Here is a 20021-nt window from a genome sequence, read left to right as displayed (position 1 = left end):
AAGGGCGCGACGCCGCATTTTGCGATTGCAGCAAGGGAGCGGATGGGCGAGAAGAGCCCCGCTTTTCCAGCCGAAATGGACCGTAAATATGTCAGATGCAATACGGGCAGTGATCCTCGGCATCATCGAGGGTGTGACCGAGTTCCTTCCCGTGTCCTCGACCGGCCATTTGCTGCTTGCTGAGCGCTTTTTCCATCTCGGCGAAGGCGCGTTCTGGGATTCGTTTACGGTCCTGATCCAGCTCGGCGCGATCCTCGCGATCGTCGTGTTGTACTTCAAGAAATTGTGGGACGTCGCGATCGGGATGTTCACGGGTGACGTCTATGCACGCCGCTTCGTGATCGGCGTGCTGGTGGCGTTCCTTCCCGCCGTCATCGTCGGTCTCGTCGGCGGCAAATACATCAAGAGTCTGCTGTTCAATCCCTGGGTGGTGTGCTTCTCGCTGATCGTCGGCGGCGCCATCCTGCTCTGGGTCGACAAGCTCGATCTCAAGGCGCGCGAGCATGACGCCACCCGGTTTCCGCTGCTGATGTATCTTTACATCGGTATCGCGCAGTGTCTGGCGATGATCCCGGGCGTGTCGCGCTCCGGTGCAACCATTGTCTCCGCCATGCTGCTCGGGGCCGATAAGCGCGCGGCGGCGGAGTTCTCGTTCTTCCTCGCCATTCCCACCATGATCGGCGCGTTCGCCTACGATTTCTACAAGAACCGCTCCGAGATGACGATGGACCACATGGGCATCGTCGCGATCGGCTTCGTGGTGTCGTTCGTCACCGCCATCATCGTGGTGAAGACGTTCCTGGAATACGTCACCCGCCACGGCTTCGTGGTGTTCGCCTGGTGGCGCGTGATCGTCGGCACCCTCGGCCTGATCGCGCTGGCACTGGGGCGGTAACCCCGAACTTCAAACAATTGACTGCGGGGATGGTTACGCGCTCTTGCGCTGGAATTGCCCGGCGGCGCGGAAACGCCAGAGATATTGCGGGGCGATCGCTTCAAGCGAGTCGGGCGCGATGCCGAGGCCTTCCAGCGTTAGCCCAGCGGCCTTCGCCGCGTCCGACACGACATTGTCGCGCGCGAGCAGCGTGACCTGGTCCGGCGTCAGCTTCAGCGCGCCCGGCGCGAATTGCAGGAAGTTGGCCTTGAAGCGGGCGAGGCCAAACGGCAGCGGCATCAGCATCGGCTTGCGATCGGCAATCGCGAGAATGGCCTCGATGATCTCGCGCATGGTCAGGACTTCCGGGCCGCCGAGCTCGTAGGTCGCGCCCGCCTTGGCCTTGCCGTCGACGGCATCCGCGACCGCGGTGGCGACGTCGCCGACATAGACCGGCTGCATCTTCGTGTCGCCGCCGATCAGCGGCAGCACCGGCGACATCCGCGCCAGCGCCGCGAAGCGGTTGGTGAATTGGTCCTCGGGGCCGAACATCACGGAGGGGCGGAAGATCGTCGCCGACGGCACCGCGGCCAGGACCGCGGCTTCTCCGGCCGCCTTGGCCCTGGCATAGCGCGAGGGCGATTCCGCGTCGGCGCCGATCGCCGAGACATGGATCAGCTGTGCCCCCGCGGCCGCGGCCGCCTTGGCGATGGTCTCGGCGCCCTTGGCCTGGACGGCGTCAAAACTCTGCGCGCCACCCTCGGCGAGGATGCCGACCAGATTGATCACGATCTGCGAATCACGCAGTGCCGCCTCAATCGAGGCCGGATAACGGACATTCGCCTGCACGGTGTGGACCTGCCCGACCTTGCCGGAGGGCTGGAGGTACCCGGCCAGCTCCGGCCGCCGCACCGCGACCCGGACCCGGTAGTCGCGCCGGCACAGCGCGCGGACGACATTCCGGCCCAAAAACCCCGATCCGCCGAAAACCGTGACGAGCGTGTCCAGATTCGATGCCATGGGATCCATTCCTGGGGTCCATATCCTGCGGGAAGAGTGCGTCTCGTCAGGCTTGTATCGGGCCGGTTTGCGATGCGCAATCCGCATCCCGAAGCGGGGTTCAAGCATGAATTGACAACCGCCTCACCGAACCGTAGTAACCGCCTCCGTGCCTAACCGGCATGCCCAGGTGGTGGAATTGGTAGACGCGCTGGCTTCAGGTGCCAGTGGCTTAACGGCCGTGAAGGTTCGAGTCCTTTCCTGGGCACCATCTCCTACTCAAGCGATTGAAATCGCTTTTGCAGGGAATTTGAGTTGCTGACCGGTACTCAAAACCGAGGCACGGCGATCGCAGGCGATCTGGAGGCTGGCTTCAGTCGTTCAGGCAAGCGCTACGCGCCGACGTCCACCGCGCTCGCGGCCGAAGCCGTCATCGCTATGTGGGAAAAGGTCGGCAAAGCTGATGACCCCAAGCGCCTAAGAGCTCTCAGTGCTCGTTGACCGCGGCGCCGAGCTTGATCAGGCTCAGCGAGCGGTTCGCGGTCTCGCGCAGGCGGCAGTAGCTCGCGCTGCCCCGGTACATGCCGGGATCGACCTTGTCGAAGACCGCGCAGAAGCCATCACGCGACGCGGCGAAAGTTTTCTGCGAGTCATTGACCGCCTTGATCACGTCGGCGAACCCGCCGGCCTGAACCTTCTTTAGCGCCTCATTGGTTTTCAGCGTCCAAATGGCGAGTTCGCGCGCCGCGCAGGCTTTCCATTTGGCGACATCGTCATTCGCGCCCTCTGCCGCTTTGATGCAGGGGTCGGCGACGAGCCCAACGCACGCGCCGCCGAAACCGCCGGTTTTCTCCGCGGTCTTCAGGCAGCCATCGATCACCGCAAGTTCGGCTGGCGCGATGCCTTGGGCGAAAGCCATCGATGCGATCGGGAGGCTTGCGGCGAGCATCGCGACGGCAAGTTTGAGCTTCATTGGAGATCTCCGTTCGACGCATCGAAAATATGGAACAGAACACCACTGCGAGCGCATGAAGCTCAGCGAGACGGTAGACCGGCGGATGTGGCGGAAGGGCCGGACGGCGAGTGCGAAGGGAAAACGAGGGGGTATGCGGCTTCGGCTACGCCCTCTCCAATCAATGCCTTTGATGTGCCTTGACCTGACTTACGGGATTTTCGACCAATAGGTGATACATGCAACTTTGGTCATCGAAGGCCCAGCGTTGGTTCACCTGAATGTGGAACAGGAGCTACGCTGACGAATAATGACGGCGGGACCGCTTAAGGCACGCACTGGCGATCTCCACGCTGCGCGGTCGCGGTCTCGCGGGGGCCTCCATTTGGACAACTGAAGGTGACGATCGAGTCTTTTCCTGGGCACCACACCCAACCCAAGTCGTTGAATCGCTCCCGCCGGTGACACCACCTCCGCCCCCGAAGCCGGTGACTGCGGCCGCCGCCGCCGCCGAAACCGGTAGCTGAAGCGATTTCGGGCATTTTCCGGCAATGCGATTAATAACAGCTCGGGGATGAGACGATGCAGGTTCGCTTCGAAGATTTCCAAGTGTAAACAGCTGCTTGGGAGGCCTCGGAAGCCCGCCGTTGAGCGGAATTTCATTCCGCCAATCCCCCCTCGGTTGCATCGTCCGAATTTACCCCGCTTTAGACAAACTAGCTCTAAGTCAGCGGGCAGGCTCGCATCCGGCCGTCGGCGAGCGCGGAGCCATCGGGCTCGCTTTGTCGTGGGGGAAGCGGTGGATCAGCATCAGGTCTGGCACGAGCCGGCATTCGACAAGGCTGCGAACGCGATCAGCCCGTTTCTCCTGAGATCGGGAATTTATCTGTTCCTGATCTCGTTCATCTGCCTGTTCTACGTCTTGAACGCGCCGCTTCTGCTCGGCCATTACGATCTGGGCTGGCATCTGGCGGCCGGAGATATCATCCGGGAACGCAACGCCATCCCGCTCCGCGACCCCTGGTCGTTCACCCACGGCGACAAGCCATGGCTCAACCTGTCCTGGCTCTGGGACGCGCTTGCCAGTGCGACGTTTCAATACGCAGGCTTTGGCGGCCTCGTCCTGCTGACGGTGGCCTGCGGCGCAGCGATCGTCGGCATCCTGACCGCGATCTCTCTCGGCTACGGCGCGTCGGCGATCGCGGTCTGCGTCTCGGTCTTCTTGGCCTGCCTGCTCTATCCCGCTTACGAAGCTTCGCCGAACATGTATCTCGCGGTCTCGCCGAATGCTTGCACGATGTTGTTCTGCGTCGTCTTCTATCGCGAATGCCTGCGACGAACGCGATGGTTCGTGCTTCCCGTGTTGATGGTGCTCTGGGCCAATCTGCACGGCGGTTTTCTGCTCGGCTTTTTCGTGATCGGCGTCTTCTGCGGCGGCGCCGTGCTCAGAACGGCCTGGGCCGACCTCAGGATTCTTGCTCTCGCGGGGATCGGGTGCCTTGCCGCGACCTTCGTCAAACCGCTTGGCTGGAATATCTATGCCGGTGCCGCCGCGACTATGGGGCACTTCGTCCAGGGCAATATCGGCGAATGGCTGTCCTACTATCACAACATGGAAATGCCGGGCAGCATTCCCGGCATCCTGTACATGTTGGCCTTCGTCGCGCTCGAGCTTCGCTACAGAAACTCCAGACCGATCCCGCTCGAGCCGAGATTGATGTCCTGGCTGTTCCTGATTCTGGGGCTGTATCAGTTCAGGTACATCGCTTTTTTCTTCATCTTCTCGACCGCGCCGATGGCGCTTCACCTCAGCCGCTTGCTGCCTGAGCGTCTCACCGGTCGGGACGTGAGGGGAGCGTTGCTGGCCGCCGGCATCGTCGGTCTCGGCACCCTGCCGATGGCCTATTTGAACGTTGCGCCGGCGTTCGCACTTCCGCCGATGCTGTCGAGCGAAGATGCCGGCTATCTGCAAAAGCATCTCGCAGGTCGGCGGGTCCTGAACAATTGGAACGTCGGTGGCTACCTGATCTTCGCGACGCACGGCACCGTCCCCCCATTCGTCGATGGTCGCGCCGCGACCGCCTATCCGGACGATTTGCTGCGCGACTATTTCGAGCTGGTGAGCTGGGAGATCGACGAAGCCGCGTGGGACATGGTGCTCGACAAATACCGGATCGACGCCGTGCTGTGGGTCAAGGCGCACGAACAGCTGCGGCGATTTCTGGTGGAGCGGCGAGGCTGGCGCGAGCAATACACCGGCGCTTACGAGACCGTTTACGTCAGGCCGCAATCCGGTTTGGCCGGCGAAGCCAAAAGACAATGACGACAGGCGCCGCGGCTCTGTATGACCAGCCGCGCCTGATGCTTGCGCCGGCGGCTGCCAGCGGATACATCGCGGCCGGCCCTCGCCAGCATCTGTCCCGGGGATTGGCCTGCAAAGCGCACCGATTCGATTGAGGTTTGAAACGCCATGACCGTACGCCTGCACCGCGGCGACCTGCCCGATCTGTCCCGCTATACCGGAGCGGTGGCGATCGACACCGAGACCATGGGCCTGAACCCGCATCGCGACCGGCTCTGCGTGGTGCAGCTCTCGCCCGGCGACGGCAGCGCGGACGTGGTGCAGATCCCCAAAGGTCATACCGACGCGCCGAACTTGAAGGCGCTTTTGGCCAATCCCGCGAACACGAAAATCTTCCATTTTGCGCGGTTCGACGTCGCGGTGCTGTACCAGACGTTTGGTGTCATGACCGGGCCGATCTACTGCACCAAGATCGCCTCCCGCCTGATCCGCACCTATACCGACCGCCATGGCCTCAAGGACCTCGTGCGCGAGGTGCTCAATGTCGACCTCTCCAAGCAGCAGCAATCGAGCGATTGGGGTTCCGACAGCCTGACCGAGCCGCAGCTCGCCTACGCCGCCTCCGATGTGCTGCATCTGCACGGCTTGCGCGAGCGGCTCGATGCCATGCTGGCGCGGGAAGGCCGCACGGCGCTGGCCAAAGCCTGTTTCGACTTCCTGCCGACCCGCGCTTTGCTCGATCTCCAGGGCTGGGCCGAAGAGGACATTTTCGCGCATTCCTAGAGTTTAGCGCGGCGGCAAGCTGGGCGGTCGCCCCGTTTCAGACACTTTCGTAACGGCCTGTCGCGGGCTGCATATTTTGGCGTTGCCGGCTACAATGGGGCGCCCGCCAGCCGGACCAGGCGAGCGACACCTCAGGAGCCCAGGTGAATTCGGCCCATAATCCCACCTACGACGCCGCGCTCGCGGCGAAGTTCGCCAGCGCGGCGCGCCACAGCCGCCTGGTGCGGATTCTGCGCATCGCGGTGCCGACGACAGTGGCCGCGGCCATGGGTCTGCTCGTCCTCATCTCGACCATTTTCAACCCGTTCCAGATCCCCGTGAAGCTCGACTCCGGAAATCTCGTGGTCACTGGCACGAAGATCACGATGGAATCGCCGCACATGTCCGGCTTCACGCCGGACCAGCGGCCCTACGAGCTCTGGGCCAAGACCGCGACCCAGGACATCACCGATCCCGATCATGTCGATCTCCATGATTTGCGCGCGAAGGTGCTGATGGAAGACCAATCGACCCTGTTCCTCGATGCCCGCACTGGACGGTTCGACAACAAGCAGCAGCAGCTCGACCTGCACAAGGACATCTTCCTGCGCACCTCGACCGGCTACGAGGCGCGGCTGAACTCGGCCTTCGTCGACATGGGCAAGGGCACGGTCTCCTCGGACGAGCATGTCGACGTCAAGCTGACCAACGGAACGCTGACGGCCGATCGGCTGCGGATCACGGAAGGCGGCGACGTCATCCGCTTCGAAGGGAATGTGGTGATGCACCTCGACAAGCTGGACGATCCTGCCGCCGCTCAGCCCGCGCCGACTGAACCCGCGCCGGCTGCGAAGACACGTACGCCCCAGAACAAGTCCGCCAATTCAAAGTGATTTTCATGATCAGGTTTTTTCCGCGCAACGACGGCAAGCGGCGCGTCATCCCGGGTGCGGCCGCGCTCGCCGTCGGCATCGCACTGGTCGCAACGGGTGCGGCGATCGCGCAGAGCACGATGCAAGGCGTGCCCAACGCGATGCAGGGCTTCTCGCAGAACCGCGATCAGCCGATCCAGATCGAGGCCGCCTCGCTCGAGATGCGCGACAAGAAGAAGGAAGCGACGTTTTCCGGCAATGTGAAGGTCATTCAGGGCGACACCACCATGACCTCGAAGACGCTGGTGGTGTTTTACGATTCGGGCGGCGACAAGCCGGCCGCGCCGCAGCCTGCGGCAAAGGCGGCAAAGGGGGCGCCGATGCAGTCGGCGACGCCGGGACCGGGCGGCAACTCCTCGATCAAGCGACTGGAGGCGCGCGGCAATGTCGTCGTCACCCAGAAGGACCAGGTGGTCACGGGCGAGACCGCCGTGTTCGACACCCGCACCAACCTCATCACCATGCTCGGGGGCGTCGTCTTGACGCAGTGCAAGAACGTGCTGCGCGGCGACCGGCTGGCGGTCGACATGACCACGGGCGTGTCGCGTGTGGAATCCGATAGCGGCCGGGTGCAGGCGCTGCTGCCGCAGGGCGGCGGCAATGATTGCGGATCCGGAGGCGCGGGCAAGCCCGGCGCGGGACCTCTGCAATTGCCTGGCGCAACTAAACCCAAATAAGTCAGCGTAGACCCAAGCCCGTCAAAGTAAATTTGAAGAATGATTTCAGACGCTTGGGTCGATCATCGCCGATCCGAGGTTGAAGCTTGCGTGCCGAGACTGTATCTAGCGCGAAGGGCTTTCGAAGCGGGGTTCGCCGCTTTTCGGGCGTGTTTCACTGGGCATGAGACATCCCTTCATTCATGCTGCGTCGGCGAATTCTGAAGCCGGCGCGGCAGATCGCGCGAAGACCGCGCAGGATCGTCGCGAAAGGCTAGAAGGCGGGGATGGTCGATCTCTTCAGCATGTTCCGTCGGCGCCCCGCCAAACGCGGCCGGCCAGGATTTGCGCGCCAGGACATCACCGCGCTCGGTGACAGCGTCGGCGGCCTCGTGGCCAGCCCTGTCAGGGACGCGCCGCCGATCGCCCGTAACCAGCCGATGCACGCACCCGACCAGTTCCAAGGGGACTATCAAGCCGAGCAGCCCCGGGCCCAGGCGGTTCATCCCGTGAGGGCTGCCGGCAGGCCCAACGGGTCCGGCGGGCCTCAGCTCTTGAAGCGGCCGGGCTTCCTGGCTGTGCATAGCGTGGAAAAGAGTTTTGGCAGCCGCCAGGTCGTGCGCGGCGTCAGCATCTATGTGCGCCGTGGCGAAGCGGTCGGCCTGCTCGGCCCCAACGGCGCCGGCAAAACCACCGTGTTCTACATGATCACCGGCCTGATCAAGGCCGATCGCGGCGCGATCGAGCTCGACGGCCACGACGTCACCAAGCTGCCGATGTATCAGCGCGCGCGGCTCGGGATCGGCTATCTGCCGCAGGAGGCCTCGATCTTCCGCGGTCTCACCGTCGAGCAGAACATCCGCGCCGTGCTCGAAGTGGTCGAGCCGTCGCGCAAGAAGCGCGAGCAGCAGCTCGACTCGCTGCTCGACGAATTCAACATCACGCGCCTAAGGAAATCGCCGTCGATTGCGTTGTCCGGCGGTGAGCGGCGCCGCGTCGAGATCGCGCGCGCACTAGCGACGCGTCCGAACTACATGCTGCTCGACGAGCCCTTTGCCGGCATCGATCCGATCGCGGTCGGCGACATCCAGGACCTCGTCCGCCATCTGACCAACCGCGGCATCGGCGTGCTGATCACCGACCACAATGTGCGCGAGACGCTCGGACTTACCGATCGCGCCTACATCGTCTATGCAGGTGAAATCCTGACCGAGGGGAGCCCGGATGAGATCGTCGCCGATCCGGACGTGCGCCGCCTTTACCTTGGCGAGGAATTCCGCCTCTAGCCCGTTTTTCCAATTCGTCAAGACGTGTACATCGGGCTTGGACTAGGATAAGCAAAAATCGGACCAACTTTTGGGATCGGTTCTTGCTTCATGGCGCTTTCGCAGAGATTAGAGTTCCGGCAATCGCAGTCGCTGGTCATGACGCCGCAGTTGATGCAGGCGATCAAGCTGCTGCAATTGTCCAATCTCGATCTCACGACGTTCGTCGAAGAGGAACTCGAGCGTAATCCCCTGCTGGAACGGGCCAATGACGAGCCGCCCGCGGGCGAGGGCCCGGCCGAGACCGGCCAGTTCAATGACAGCGACGGCGGCCACAACGACGAGCCGGGCGGCGGCCCGGGCGAAGCCTTCGAGCCCGGCCAGGAAGAGTGGATGAGCAAGGATCTCGGCACCCGCGCCGAGATCGAGCAGACCATGGACACCGGGCTGGACAACGTCTTCTCCGAGGAACCCGCCGAGGCGGCCGCGCGCAACGCCCAGGATGCGGCGCCGACCACCTATACCGAATGGGGCGGCGGCGCCTCCGGTGACGAGGACTACAATCTCGAAGCCTTTGTCGCCGCGGAGACCACGCTCGGCGACCATCTCGCCGAGCAGCTCTCGGTTGCCTTCACCGGGGCCGCGCAGCGCATGATCGGCCAGTATCTGATCGACCTCGTCGACGAAGCCGGCTATCTGCCGCCGGATCTCGGCCAGGCCGCCGAACGGCTGGGCGCATCGCAACAGGACGTCGAGAACGTTCTTGCCGTACTGCAGAAATTCGATCCGCCCGGCGTCTGCGCGCGCAATTTGAGCGAATGCCTGGCGATCCAGCTCCGCGAGCTCGACCGCTACGATCCCGCGATGCAGGCCCTGGTCGAGCATCTCGACCTCCTCGCCAAGCGCGACATCGGAGCCTTGCGCAAGGTCTGCGGCGTCGACGATGAGGACATCGCCGACATGATCGGCGAGATCCGCCGGCTCAATCCCAAGCCCGGCATGAAGTTCGGCACGGCCCGGCTCCAAACCATGGTGCCCGATGTCTATGTCCGCCCGGGACCCGATGGCGGCTGGCATGTCGAGCTCAACAGCGACACCTTGCCGCGCGTGCTGGTCAACCAGACCTACTATTCGCAGCTCTCGAAGAAGATCGGCAAGGACGGCGACAAATCGTATTTCACCGATGCGCTTCAGAACGCGACCTGGCTGGTGCGTGCGCTCGACCAGCGCGCCCGCACCATCCTGAAAGTCGCAACCGAAATCGTGCGCCAGCAGGACGGCTTCTTCACCCATGGTGTGGCGCATCTGCGACCGCTGAATCTGAAGGCCGTCGCCGACGCCATTCAGATGCATGAATCCACGGTGTCGCGCGTCACCGCCAACAAATACATGGCGACCAATCGCGGCACGTTTGAGCTGAAATATTTCTTCACGGCCTCGATTGCCTCGGCCGATGGCGGCGAGGCTCATTCGGCCGAAGCCGTGCGCCACCACATCAAGCAGCTGATCGATGCGGAGGCGCCCTCCGCGATCCTGTCCGACGACACCATCGTGGAACGCTTGCGCGGCTCGGGCATTGATATCGCCCGCCGCACGGTCGCGAAGTACCGCGAAGCCATGCGCATTCCTTCCTCGGTGCAACGCCGTCGCGACAAGCAGAGCGCTCTTGGTAACGTCGTCTCCACCGCCATGGCCGATCGCTCCCGCAATCCCGAACCGGCCTGATTGCGCCGGCGCGAAATCGCGCTACTCTCGATCTGCTATCGGGCCCAAATCCAGGCCAGGCACGAACCAAGTGAGGTTCACATGACTCTCCGCATCTCGGGAAAGAGCGTCAACGTCGGCGAGGCCCTGCGCGGCCGCGTCAACGACCGGACTGAAGAGGTCCTGCGCAAATATTTCGACGGCAATTACTCTGGTCACATCACGTTGAGCAAGGACGGCTTCGGCTTCCGCACCGACTGTGCGCTGCATCTTGATTCGGGAATCACGCTCGAGGCCGATTCCAACGCACCGGACGCCTATGCCAGTGCCGACCAGGCGCTGGTGATGATCGAGAAGCGGCTCAAGCGCTACAAGAGCCGGCTCAAGGATCGCTCCGCCCGCAAGGCCCATGTCGCCTCCGCGGCGCTGGCCGCGATGGATGCCACCAGCTACGTGCTGGAGGCACCGGGCGAGGGTGAGGATGAGGACGAGATCACCGGCTACAGCCCCGTCATCATCGCCGAGGCCACCACCTCGCTGAAGCCGCTGTCCGTGAGCGAAGCGGTCATGGAACTCGACCTCAGCGGGGCGCCCTGCCTGGTGTTTCAGCACGGCTCCTCCGGCCGGGTGAACATCATTTACCGCCGGGCCGACGGCAATGTCGGCTGGATAGACCCCCCGGGGGTCAAGACGGACGGCAAGGTGGGTGGCAAGGCGTGAGGCCGTCGGGCGACGCTCTGGGGGCACCGCGCCGGGGCCCCTTTCCGCCTTAACAATGACCGGGGCAAAGCTGCACGCGGGAGTTGGCACCGGGATTGCGTTGGAGTAGAAGCCCCCCACATCAGGGGCGAGCTAAGTCCGCCTCCTGCTTCATCTTCTTGACGTCGGCCCGCCCAGGTTCTTTGTCCAGGCTGGCCAATTCGGAACCTGACGTTTTCATTCACCTCGGAAAACTTCCATGCCGATTACCGATCTGGTCGCGCCCGAGGCGATTCTCCCGGCATTGAAGGTCAACAGCAAGAAGCAGGCGCTTCAGGAACTCGCGGCCAAGGCCGCCGAGTTGACCGGGCAGAACGAGCGTTCCGTGTTCGAGGTACTCCTGCAACGCGAGAAGCTCGGCACCACTGCGGTCGGCTACGGCGTCGCCATTCCCCACGGCAAGCTGCCCAAGCTGGAAAAGATCTTCGGCATGTTCGCCCGCCTCGATCGCCCGATCGATTTCGAATCGATGGACGGCCAGCCGGTCGATCTCGTCTTCCTGCTGCTCGCCCCCGAAGGCGCCGGTGCCGATCACCTCAAGGCGCTGGCCCGCATCGCCCGCCTGCTCCGCGACCAGGACATCGCCAAGAAGCTCCGCGCCTCGCGCGATGCCCAGGCGATCTATTCGGTGCTCGCGCTGCCGCCGGCGACCGCGGCGTAACTCCCCTCCTTCTTGCAGGATAAGGCCCGATCGATTCTGGCACCTGGATTACGCGGCGCGCAGCAATCTCGTCATGCTCATCTTGATCTCGAAGGTAGAAGACGCGAATATCTTCCCGTTTGAGACGTAGGGCATATGGGGCGGCCCTCACATCGTTAAGGGCCGTTCGCCGTTATGGACTGAGTGCACGTGACTGGGAATGGAAGGGCGCCGCTGCACATCGGTGCCGGGGCGGAAGAGCGGCCCGCGGCCGTGCTTCAGGGCGGTCAGCTTGGCGCCGGACTGCATACCGCAGCGGACTCCGATGCATATGAAAGCGCGATCTGGAAAGCGCCAAGCGCCGGCGTGGAACGGCTGGCCAGAAACGTGATCCGCAGCTCGATCACCCTCAACGTGATCGCATCAATGGGTGTTCTTCACCCGGCATTACTACCTTCAGAGTGGAGCTATGTGCAGCAGGCGGTCGCGCTGCTGATGTGGATCGTCTCGATCTATGCCAGTGTCTTCGTACGGCCGCGGGTCCGGATCCAGCCCAATCCAGATCTCATCGCGTTGGTCACATTTTATGCCCTCGCGGCCATTTCCGTTCTCTGGACCACGCTTTCCATCGCAGCGATCATGAAGAGCGTTGCACTTGTGGTGACGACTTTCGGTGCGTATTGCCTCATCACGCGTATCGACATCGACGAGATCGTCGGATCCACGGCGCTCGGGCTGTTCGTTCTGGTCGCCGCCTCGGCGTTGTGCGCCGTCTTCGTGCCCGAGATCGGCGTCGACCAGAGCTGGATGCACAACGGCCAGTGGCAAGGAATCTACGAATCGAAGCAGACGCTCGGCTTTATCAGCGCATATCTGATGTTCTTTGCCTGTTATCAGAAGATCACGGGGCAGGGATGGATTGCATTCCTCGTGTCGCTTGTTCTGGCATCGACCTGCGTCATCGCCTCGGAGTCGCGTGGTGCCGGCGCTGTCGCATTCGCGGCGGGCGGGCTGCTCGTGACTTCCATGTGGTCGATCCGCTGCATGAAAATCTATGCGGTGTTGCCATTCATCATGTGCATCCTGGCCGCTCTGCTGATGCTGTATTTTTACGTGACGGGGTACGATTCCATCCATCTCGGCGAGGCGACCGTCGATTTGACCGAGCGGACCTTCATTTGGCAGTACGCCATCGGCCATTTCAACGATGCGCCGCTGCTGGGCTTCGGCATCAACGGATTCTGGACGCGCCCCGCGATCTACGACTATTTCAACCAGAATCATGGCTGGGTGCTCGACAATTATCATAGCGGTTACATCGCGGTCGCGATTGAAACTGGATTTCTGGGATATTTGCTGTTCGTCACGAGCGTTTATCTGTTCTCGGAAAAGGTCCTCTATTTGATCGCCACCCGGTCGATCGATCGGTATCACTGCGCGCTGATCATCGGCTTCGTCGTCCTGAGCTTTCAATCGAACTTCACGGAGACGATGTTTCTTCGCTCGACAATGTTCACGTCGGTGCTGCTCGTCGCATTCTTCTTCGCAGTGTGCAGGCCGGTGCCCCAGCAGGGGCCTGCAGCAATGACGGGGCAAACAGGATGAATGCCATCCGCGTCCGCTGGACGATAGCCTTTCGTCTTGTCTTGGCACTATCCGTGCTTCCGATCTGCTTCCGGACCGAGGCAGCCGGACAGGCCAACACGCCTCCTGCTCCAAAATTGGGGCGCGGCATCAACATCCTCGGCTACGACGGCGTCTGGGAGGGAGGCCGAAACGCGCCATTTCGTCTGGACAACCTCACTGCGATCAGACGCGCCGGGTTCTCGCACGTTCGGATCAATTTCTTCGGCTTTAAATTCATGAATCCGGAGAAGGTAATGGATGAAGTCGTCTTGAGGCGGCTCGATGGCGTCATCGAGGAAGTGCTCGCCCGAAATCTCATCCCCATCCTGGACGAGCACGATACCCATGTTTGTCAGCGCGACATCTCCGAGTGCACAGACAAGCTGAAATCGTTCTGGACCCAAATCGCCGCGCGCTATGCCGGGAAATATCCAGCACTTGTCTTCGAGGTCCTCAACGAGCCGGGCGGGCAGATGTCGTCCACCGGCTGGAACGGCCTTCTGAACGAGTGCCTCAGCATCATCCGCGCCACCAATCCCCGGCGGACGGTCATCGCTTCGGTTCTCAACGTCGACGAGATGCCGGTCGAGGACCTGGTCCTGCCGTCGGATGACCGGAATCTGATCGTCACGTTTCACTATTACGCGCCGATCCGTTTCACCCATCAGGGCGCACCGTGGTCGCCCACATTTTCGCGAATCGGCCCGCTCGACTGGGGTACCCCGGAGGATAAACAGAAGGCCCGCGCCGATTTCGAGAAGATTCGGTCCTGGTCCCAAAGAGAAAAGCGCCCGATCTATCTCGGCGAGTTCGGCGTGTACGAGGCCGCTCCAGCCGAAGCACGGACCAGATATCTGTCATTCGTGGCGCGGAGCGCAGAGCGGCTTGGCTGGGCTTGGGCCTATTGGCAGTTCGATCATGATTTCGCGGCCTTCGACAGCGCGCGTCAAGCCTGGAAGCCGGACATCCTGCGGGCACTGCTTCCGGCCGGGCGTTGAGGTGCATCCGGGACGCGAGCCATCGCCGCACACTGCCTCATTGCGAGCGAGCGAAGCAATCCAAAATCTTGCCACGGAAAGATTCTGGATCCCCCAAAGCAAACGGGCACGCCTTCCTGCGAAGGCATGCCCGCTTGAAACCCTATTCGTGCGACGCGCGCGTGCTCAGTGCACGCTCACCGCTTGCAGCTCGTTGCTCCAGGCGTTGGCGATCGCGGCTTCGCGGCTGTCGGTCAGCATGATCGGCGTGCCGTCGGCGGCGTGGAGCGCGAAGAGCTTGAGGCCCGGCGCGATCTTCGGCGCTTCGGGAAACAGGCCCGGCACATCCTCAGAGCGGATCTGCTTCACATAGGCGATATGGCCTTCGCCGAGGGTTGCCAGCGTCTCCGGCGAGACGTTCTTGGCTTCGTATTCGAACGCAACGTGACCTTCACTCATGGTCTCGACTCCTCTCTCGAAACTAAGCGGTCGAGTCCGCTACTCGTTCCATTATTCGTGCTCATTGATAGCGATTGTCTTAACGATCCTCTCCGGTTCCGGCCGGGCAAGATCGATCGCCAGCAATCCGTTCTTCAGATCCGCACCCAGCACCAGCATCCCCTCCGCCAGCACGAAAGTGCGCTGGAAGTGGCGCGCGGCGATGCCGCGATGGATGTATTGCCGGGTCTTGTCGTCCTGCTGCCGCCCGCGAATGACGAGCTGGTTTTCCTCAATGGTTACATCGAGTTGGTCGCGGGTGAATCCGGCGACCGCCAGCGTGATCCGCAGACGCTCGGGCTGGCCCTCCGACCGGTCGCACCTCTCGATATTGTAGGGAGGGTAACCGTCGGCGCCTTTGACGACCCGATCGAGCACGCGCTCGATCTCGTCGAAGCCCAGAAGGAAGGGACTGGAAAGCGTGGGAACACGAGACATAGTTTACAAAGTCCTCTCGAAGCGACTTTGGTGCATCAGGGCCCGTACAGGCACCCCTTGATCAGCAATATGGGCATATCCGCGTGTGGGTTCAAGGACGTAGCCGGGGCTGTGGACTGGCAGCTCACCCGCTCTGCCATGCACAAAAGCTGACTTGTCGCCATGGCGCGAAACGCCTGCCACAAGCCGGCCCGACGAAATTGCGGTGTGATTTTTCTCAACAAAAACAAACCCCCTTCTACTGTGCATGGGGTTGTTTTCGCGTTTTTTAATCGACGGCCCAGCGGAACCCGATCAGGCCTCGATCCGCGTCCGCCCATCGCCGCTGAACAGATGCAGCTTTTGGCGCATTGCTGCGACGCGGATCTTCTCGCCGATCGGAGGCGCCTCTGAGCCGGGAATGCGGACGATGACCTCGCCGGGCGGCAGTTCGCCGGGGTTGGCGGCGATGCGCTGCTCGTCCTGAGCCCGCGTGCCGTAAACGAAGGTTTCAGCGCCGACGCGCTCGATCGCTTCCACGGTGAGCGGAAGGGCGACGCCGCCGGCCGGGGTCTGGTCGGTGATGACGAAATCCTCCGGGCGAATGCCGAGGATGCCGGCGTCGGTGCTGCCGAGCTGCGACTTGATCTCGTCGGCGCGAATCGACATCAGATTCATCGGTGGCGCGCCGATGAAGGAGGCGACGAAGGTCGTCGCCGGCTTCTCGTAGATCGCGAGCGGATTGCCCACCTGCTCGACCTGACCGCCATTCATCACCACGAGAATGTCGGCGAGCGTCATCGCCTCCAGCTGGTCGTGGGTGACGTAGACCGAGGTGGTGTTGAGCCGGCGCTGCAATTTGCGGATCTCGACCCGCATCGCGATGCGGAGCTTTGCGTCGAGGTTGGACAGCGGCTCGTCGAACAGAAACACCTTCGGCTGGCGCACGATGGCGCGGCCCATGGCGACGCGCTGGCGCTGGCCGCCGGAGAGCTGGCGCGGCTTGCGCTCCAGCATCGAGGTGAGCTCGAGCACGCGGGCGGCTTCGTCGACGCGGGTCTTGACCTCGGCCTCCTTCATGCCGCGGTTGCGCAGGCCGTAAGCCATGTTGTTGAAGACGCTCATATGCGGATAGAGCGCGTAGTTCTGGAACACCATCGCGATGTCGCGGTCGGCGGGCTCGATCTGGTTGACGATGCGGCCGCCGATGTCGATCTCGCCGCCGGTGACGGTTTCGAGGCCTGCGACCATGCGCAGCAATGTCGACTTGCCGCAGCCGGAGGGCCCGACCAGCACGCAGAACTGGCCGTCGCCGACATCGACGTTGACGCCCTTGATGGCCTCGAAGCCGCCGGGATAGGTTTTGCGGACGTTGCGCAGGGTGACGTTAGCCATGGGATTTACTTTTCCGTCTCCACGAGTCCGCGCACGAACAATTTCTGCATCACGACGACGACGAACACCGGGGGCAGCATCGCGAGCACGGCGGTCGCCATCACGATCGGCCATTCGGTCAGCGCGTCGGTGGTGGTGATCATCTTGCGGATGCCGACCTGGATGGTCTGCATGTCGTCGCGGGTGGTGATCAGCAGCGGCCAGAGATATTGATTCCAGCCGAGGATGAAGAGGATCACGAACAGCGCCGCCATGTTGGTGCGCGACAGCGGCAGCAGCGTATCCCAGAAGAAGCGCAAGGGACCGGCGCCGTCGATGCGCGAGGCTTCCAGCAGCTCGTCCGGGACGGTCATGAAGAACTGGCGGAACAGCAGCGTCGCGGTGGCCGAGGCGATCAGCGGCAGTGACAGGCCCGCATAGCTGTCGAGCATGTGCAGATCTGCGACGATCTTGTAGGTCGGATAGATGCGCACCTCGACCGGCAGCATCAGCGTGATGAAGATGATCCAGAAGATCGGCATCCGGAAGGGAAAGCGGAAATAGACGATCGCATAGGCGGAGATGATCGAGATCGCGATCTTGCCGACCGCGATCAGCAGTGCCATCACCAGCGAGTTCAGCATCATGTTGCCGACGGGCTCGCGGGTCGATCCGCTCGTGCCGACGAAAATGGTCTGGTAGTAGACCTCGAAGAAATGACCGCCCGGCAGCAGCGACATCTGCCCGTTGGCGATCAGCGCGTTGTCCTGGGTCGAGGCGACGAACGCGATGTAGACCGGGAAGGCGACGACCGCGATCCCGATCCAGAGGATGATGTGGGCGATGTAGCGCCGGAAGCCCTCTTCCTCGACCATCAGTAGGTCACCTTGCGTTCGACGAAGCGGAACTGGATTCCGGTGAGCACGATGACCATGACCATCAGGATCACCGACTGCGCCGCCGAGCTGCCGAGATTGCCGCCGAGCAAGCCGTCGGAATAGACCTTGTAGACCAGCGTGACCGTCGACGTTCCGGGACCGCCGCGGGTCATCGTGTCGATGATGCCGAACGTGTCGAAGAAGGCGTAGACGATGTTGACCACCAGCAGGAAGAAGATGGTCGGCGACAGCAACGGGAAGGTCACGGTCCAGAACCGCCGCATCGGACGGGCGCCGTCGATCGCGGCGGCCTCGAACACGCTCTTTGGGATCGCTTGCAGGCCGGCGAGGAAGAACAGGAAATTATAGGAGATCTGCTTCCACGCGGCGGCGAGGATGATCAGCGCCGCGGCCTGGTCGCCGTCGAGCAGCGGATTCCAGTCGACGCCCATATTGCGCAGATAGCGCGAGAGCACGCCGAGCGAGGGATGCAGCATGAAGATCCAGAGCACGCCGACCACGGGCGGTGCCACCGCATAGGGCCAGATCAGGAGCGTGCGGTAGAGCATCGAGCCACGCAGCGGCTTGTCCGCCATCACGGCGAGCAGCAGCGCAAAGGACAGCGACGAGACGGCGATGGCGAACGAGAACAAGAAGGTCCGGACGATCGCCTCGAAATAGGCTGCGTCCTTGAACAGCTCGACGTAATTCTCGAACCAGACAAAGGTGGTCGACAGACCGAACGCATCCTGGAGCAGGAAGGACTGGATCACCGCCTGCAGGGCCGGCCAATAGAAGAAAATCAGGACGATCGCGAGCTGCGGCGCAACCAGCGCGTACGGTAACAGTCTTGACTGGAAGATGGCTTGCTTTTGCATGATGCCAGCAGAGCGGCAGGCCGGGTCGCGGCCTGCCGCTCATTGCCTCACTTGACGGCGGTCTTTTCGAACTGCCGCAGCATCGTGTTGCCGCGCTCGACGGCGGCATCGAGCGCCTGCTTGGCGGTCTTCTTGCCGGCCAGCGCCTGCTCAATCTCTTCCGACCAGACGTCACGCAGCTGCACCATGTTGCCGAGGCGCAGACCGCGCGAATTCTCGGTCGGCTCCTTGTTGGTCAGCTCGAGCAGCGGGGTCTCGAGATAGGGCTGATCCTTGTAGAAGCCTTCTTCCTTCGCCTTGGCGTAGGCCGCCTTGGTGATCGGCAGGTAGCCGGAGGCCTTGTGGATGTAGACCTGGCGATCGGTGTCGGAGAGGAAGGTCAGGAATTTCGCGACGCCCTTGTATTCCTCGGCCGACTTGCCGCCCATCACCCACAGCGAAGCGCCGCCGATGATCGAGTTCTGCGGTGCGCCTTTGACGTCGGGATAATACGGCATCGGCACGGCGGTGAAGTTGAACTTGGCCTGCGCCTTGACGTTGCCGAAGAAGGCCGACGAGGTCAGGTAGATCGGGCACTCGCCCGAAGTGAAGCGGCCTTCGCCGGTGTTGGTGCGGCCGGCGTAGTCATAGGTCTTGGTCTTCTGCAGCTCGACCAGGGTTTCGAGATGCTTGACCTGAAGCGGTCCGTTGAACTCGAGCACGGTGTCGAAGCCGTCGAGGCCGTTGGCCTTGCTGGCGAGCGGCACGTTGTGCCACGCCGAGAGCTGCTCGAGATTGACCCAGGTGATCCAGGAGCCCGAGAAGCCGCAGGTGTCATGACCGGCAGCCTTCAGCTTCTTGGCGGCCTCGAACGTTTCGGGCCAGGTCTTCGGGATCTCTACGTTCGCCTTCTTCAGCTCGTCGAGGTTCACCCACATCACGGTCGAGGACGAGTTGAAAGGGAAGGACAGCATCTCGCCCTTCGACGTCGAATAATAACCGGTGATGGCGGGCAGGTAGATCTTGGGGTCGAACTTCTCGCCGGCGTCGGCCATCAGCTTGTAGACGGGCTTCACGGCGCCGGTCGCGGCCATCATGGTCGCGGTGCCGACTTCGAACACCTGCATGATGTGCGGGGCGTTGCCGGCGCGGAACGCCGCGATGCCGGCGTTCATCGTATCGGGATAGTTGCCCTTGTAGGTCGGGATCACCTTGTAGTCGCTCTGCGACGCGTTGAAGTCGGTGGCGAGCTTGACGATGACGTCGTTGTTGGCGCCGGTCATCGCGTGCCACCACTGGATTTCGGTCACGGCCAAGGCCGGCGAGGCCGATAGTCCAACCGTGAGTGCAATAGCGGCAGCCGCTCCAAAATGTCGAAGAGCCATCAAGTAAACCTCCCTTGGGCCGTCAAAAATGATCGCTTGCGCTAGCAGCGCCATATGACGTTCACATGACTGTGTAAGCGGCCGAAACGAAAGCGGCAAGCGCTGGAAAAGGGAAGCCGTCAAATAGGCGAATGCCGCGCGCGCAGCGTCCTCCGTTCGCGGTG

General features: G+C 62.6%; 20 protein-coding genes and 1 tRNA gene. 13 read left to right on the top strand and 8 right to left on the bottom strand.

The window, feature by feature from the left end:
- The first annotated feature begins 88 nt into the window (after positions 1–88).
- The gene (locus tag RX329_RS00605; RefSeq protein ID WP_026233013.1) at positions 89–895 is read left to right on the top strand and encodes an undecaprenyl-diphosphate phosphatase; all 807 of its coding nucleotides are present in this window, start codon (positions 89–91) and stop codon (positions 893–895) included.
- A gap of 33 nt (positions 896–928) precedes the next feature.
- On the opposite strand, the gene RX329_RS00600 is transcribed toward RX329_RS00605, so the two are convergent.
- A complete protein-coding gene (locus tag RX329_RS00600) occupies positions 929–1894 on the bottom strand; it encodes a complex I NDUFA9 subunit family protein (RefSeq protein WP_018455737.1) in 966 nt (321 codons plus the stop codon).
- 163 nt (positions 1895–2057) lie between these two features.
- Between RX329_RS00600 and RX329_RS00595 the strand changes: the two genes are divergently transcribed.
- Positions 2058–2144: transfer RNA gene (locus tag RX329_RS00595), tRNA-Leu, on the top strand.
- A 44-nt stretch (positions 2145–2188) separates the two neighbouring features.
- On the top strand, positions 2189–2374 hold the full coding sequence (locus RX329_RS00590; protein ID WP_143273914.1) for a hypothetical protein: 186 nt from the start codon (positions 2189–2191) through the stop codon (positions 2372–2374).
- Here RX329_RS00590 and RX329_RS00585 read toward each other — a convergent pair.
- A complete protein-coding gene (locus RX329_RS00585) occupies positions 2361–2822 on the bottom strand; it encodes a lysozyme inhibitor LprI family protein (RefSeq protein ID WP_240543373.1) in 462 nt (153 codons plus the stop codon). The two genes, RX329_RS00590 and RX329_RS00585, sit on opposite strands and share 14 nt — an antisense overlap.
- An 802-nt stretch (positions 2823–3624) precedes the next feature.
- Between RX329_RS00585 and RX329_RS00580 the strand changes: the two genes are divergently transcribed.
- The 10 genes from RX329_RS00580 (at position 3625) to RX329_RS00535 (ending at position 14469) form a co-directional block, all read left to right on the top strand.
- Positions 3625–5148, top strand: coding sequence for a hypothetical protein (locus tag RX329_RS00580; RefSeq protein WP_317245483.1), 1524 nt, complete (start codon positions 3625–3627; stop codon positions 5146–5148).
- Between the two features lie 147 nt (positions 5149–5295).
- Positions 5296–5910 carry a ribonuclease D gene (locus RX329_RS00575; protein WP_007598566.1) on the top strand — a complete coding sequence of 205 codons (615 nt, stop codon included), beginning with the start codon at positions 5296–5298 and terminating at the stop codon, positions 5908–5910.
- Between the two features lie 143 nt (positions 5911–6053).
- Entirely contained in the window at positions 6054–6782 is a 729-nt protein-coding gene (lptC, locus tag RX329_RS00570; RefSeq protein ID WP_085362035.1) for an LPS export ABC transporter periplasmic protein LptC, read from the top strand.
- Between the two features lie 5 nt (positions 6783–6787).
- Positions 6788–7498 carry an LptA/OstA family protein gene (locus RX329_RS00565; protein ID WP_085385578.1) on the top strand — a complete coding sequence of 237 codons (711 nt, stop codon included), beginning with the start codon at positions 6788–6790 and terminating at the stop codon, positions 7496–7498.
- A gap of 266 nt (positions 7499–7764) precedes the next feature.
- Positions 7765–8763 carry an LPS export ABC transporter ATP-binding protein gene (gene lptB, locus RX329_RS00560; RefSeq protein ID WP_085349909.1) on the top strand — a complete coding sequence of 333 codons (999 nt, stop codon included), beginning with the start codon at positions 7765–7767 and terminating at the stop codon, positions 8761–8763.
- A 90-nt stretch (positions 8764–8853) separates the two neighbouring features.
- Positions 8854–10467 (top strand): RNA polymerase factor sigma-54, encoded by a 1614-nt coding sequence (gene rpoN / locus RX329_RS00555; RefSeq protein WP_085349908.1) that lies wholly within the window; start codon positions 8854–8856, stop codon positions 10465–10467.
- 81 nt (positions 10468–10548) lie between these two features.
- Positions 10549–11166 (top strand): ribosome hibernation-promoting factor, HPF/YfiA family, encoded by a 618-nt coding sequence (hpf, locus tag RX329_RS00550; protein WP_026233016.1) that lies wholly within the window; start codon positions 10549–10551, stop codon positions 11164–11166.
- Positions 11167–11404: 238 nt separating this feature from the next.
- The gene (gene ptsN, locus RX329_RS00545) at positions 11405–11866 is read left to right on the top strand and encodes a PTS IIA-like nitrogen regulatory protein PtsN (RefSeq protein WP_018455745.1); all 462 of its coding nucleotides are present in this window, start codon (positions 11405–11407) and stop codon (positions 11864–11866) included.
- 450 nt (positions 11867–12316) lie between these two features.
- Complete coding sequence (locus RX329_RS00540; RefSeq protein ID WP_240543374.1) at positions 12317–13450, top strand: O-antigen ligase family protein; 1134 nt, start codon at positions 12317–12319, stop codon at positions 13448–13450.
- Positions 13447–14469: a glycoside hydrolase family 5 protein gene (locus RX329_RS00535; protein WP_085349906.1), complete on the top strand. Its 1023-nt coding sequence runs from the start codon at positions 13447–13449 to the stop codon at positions 14467–14469. Before RX329_RS00540 ends, RX329_RS00535 begins: the two co-directional genes overlap by 4 nt.
- A gap of 165 nt (positions 14470–14634) precedes the next feature.
- Here RX329_RS00535 and RX329_RS00530 read toward each other — a convergent pair whose 3' ends face one another.
- The 6 genes from RX329_RS00530 to ugpB all read right to left on the bottom strand — a co-directional run bounded on the left by RX329_RS00530 (position 14635) and on the right by ugpB (position 19857).
- Positions 14635–14907, bottom strand: coding sequence for a DUF1150 family protein (locus tag RX329_RS00530; protein ID WP_007598581.1), 273 nt, complete (start codon positions 14905–14907; stop codon positions 14635–14637).
- A 51-nt stretch (positions 14908–14958) separates the two neighbouring features.
- Positions 14959–15384 carry an Hsp20 family protein gene (locus RX329_RS00525; RefSeq protein WP_007598583.1) on the bottom strand — a complete coding sequence of 142 codons (426 nt, stop codon included), beginning with the start codon at positions 15382–15384 and terminating at the stop codon, positions 14959–14961.
- Positions 15385–15678: 294 nt separating this feature from the next.
- Positions 15679–16758 (bottom strand): sn-glycerol-3-phosphate import ATP-binding protein UgpC, encoded by a 1080-nt coding sequence (locus RX329_RS00520; protein WP_085362033.1) that lies wholly within the window; start codon positions 16756–16758, stop codon positions 15679–15681.
- Between the two features lie 5 nt (positions 16759–16763).
- The gene (ugpE, locus tag RX329_RS00515; protein ID WP_027514732.1) at positions 16764–17612 is read right to left on the bottom strand and encodes a sn-glycerol-3-phosphate ABC transporter permease UgpE; all 849 of its coding nucleotides are present in this window, start codon (positions 17610–17612) and stop codon (positions 16764–16766) included.
- On the bottom strand, positions 17612–18493 hold the full coding sequence (gene ugpA, locus RX329_RS00510; RefSeq protein ID WP_018455751.1) for a sn-glycerol-3-phosphate ABC transporter permease UgpA: 882 nt from the start codon (positions 18491–18493) through the stop codon (positions 17612–17614). Before ugpA ends, ugpE begins: the two co-directional genes overlap by 1 nt.
- A 47-nt stretch (positions 18494–18540) precedes the next feature.
- A complete protein-coding gene (ugpB, locus tag RX329_RS00505; RefSeq protein WP_026233019.1) occupies positions 18541–19857 on the bottom strand; it encodes a sn-glycerol-3-phosphate ABC transporter substrate-binding protein UgpB in 1317 nt (438 codons plus the stop codon).
- Positions 19858–20021 lie beyond the last annotated feature (164 nt).

Origin of the sequence: Bradyrhizobium sp. BWC-3-1 (assembly GCF_032917965.1) — a bacterium.
In the GTDB taxonomy this organism is placed as follows: Bacteria; Pseudomonadota; Alphaproteobacteria; order Rhizobiales; family Xanthobacteraceae; genus Bradyrhizobium; species Bradyrhizobium canariense_D.
Note: the sequence above shows the minus strand (reverse complement) of the source record. Positions and strands in the feature narration are given on the sequence as shown.

Bases quoted from the DNA above. Each gene is read 5' to 3' on its own strand.
- RX329_RS00535 (WP_085349906.1), top strand. From the start codon at position 13,447: ATGAATGCCATCCGCGTCCGCTGGACGATAGCCTTTCGTCTTGTCTTG.
- lptB (WP_085349909.1), top strand. From the start codon at position 7,765: ATGGTCGATCTCTTCAGCATGTTCCGTCGGCGCCCCGCCAAACGCGGC.
- RX329_RS00600 (WP_018455737.1), bottom strand. From the start codon at position 1,894: ATGGCATCGAATCTGGACACGCTCGTCACGGTTTTCGGCGGATCGGGG.
- rpoN (WP_085349908.1), top strand. From the start codon at position 8,854: ATGGCGCTTTCGCAGAGATTAGAGTTCCGGCAATCGCAGTCGCTGGTC.
- ugpE (WP_027514732.1), bottom strand. From the start codon at position 17,612: ATGGTCGAGGAAGAGGGCTTCCGGCGCTACATCGCCCACATCATCCTC.
- RX329_RS00605 (WP_026233013.1), top strand. From the start codon at position 89: ATGTCAGATGCAATACGGGCAGTGATCCTCGGCATCATCGAGGGTGTG.
- RX329_RS00520 (WP_085362033.1), bottom strand. From the start codon at position 16,758: ATGGCTAACGTCACCCTGCGCAACGTCCGCAAAACCTATCCCGGCGGC.
- RX329_RS00565 (WP_085385578.1), top strand. From the start codon at position 6,788: ATGATCAGGTTTTTTCCGCGCAACGACGGCAAGCGGCGCGTCATCCCG.
- ugpB (WP_026233019.1), bottom strand. From the start codon at position 19,857: ATGGCTCTTCGACATTTTGGAGCGGCTGCCGCTATTGCACTCACGGTT.
- RX329_RS00575 (WP_007598566.1), top strand. From the start codon at position 5,296: ATGACCGTACGCCTGCACCGCGGCGACCTGCCCGATCTGTCCCGCTAT.
- RX329_RS00530 (WP_007598581.1), bottom strand. From the start codon at position 14,907: ATGAGTGAAGGTCACGTTGCGTTCGAATACGAAGCCAAGAACGTCTCG.
- ptsN (WP_018455745.1), top strand. From the start codon at position 11,405: ATGCCGATTACCGATCTGGTCGCGCCCGAGGCGATTCTCCCGGCATTG.
- ugpA (WP_018455751.1), bottom strand. From the start codon at position 18,493: ATGCAAAAGCAAGCCATCTTCCAGTCAAGACTGTTACCGTACGCGCTG.
- hpf (WP_026233016.1), top strand. From the start codon at position 10,549: ATGACTCTCCGCATCTCGGGAAAGAGCGTCAACGTCGGCGAGGCCCTG.
- RX329_RS00585 (WP_240543373.1), bottom strand. From the start codon at position 2,822: ATGCTCGCCGCAAGCCTCCCGATCGCATCGATGGCTTTCGCCCAAGGC.
- RX329_RS00525 (WP_007598583.1), bottom strand. From the start codon at position 15,384: ATGTCTCGTGTTCCCACGCTTTCCAGTCCCTTCCTTCTGGGCTTCGAC.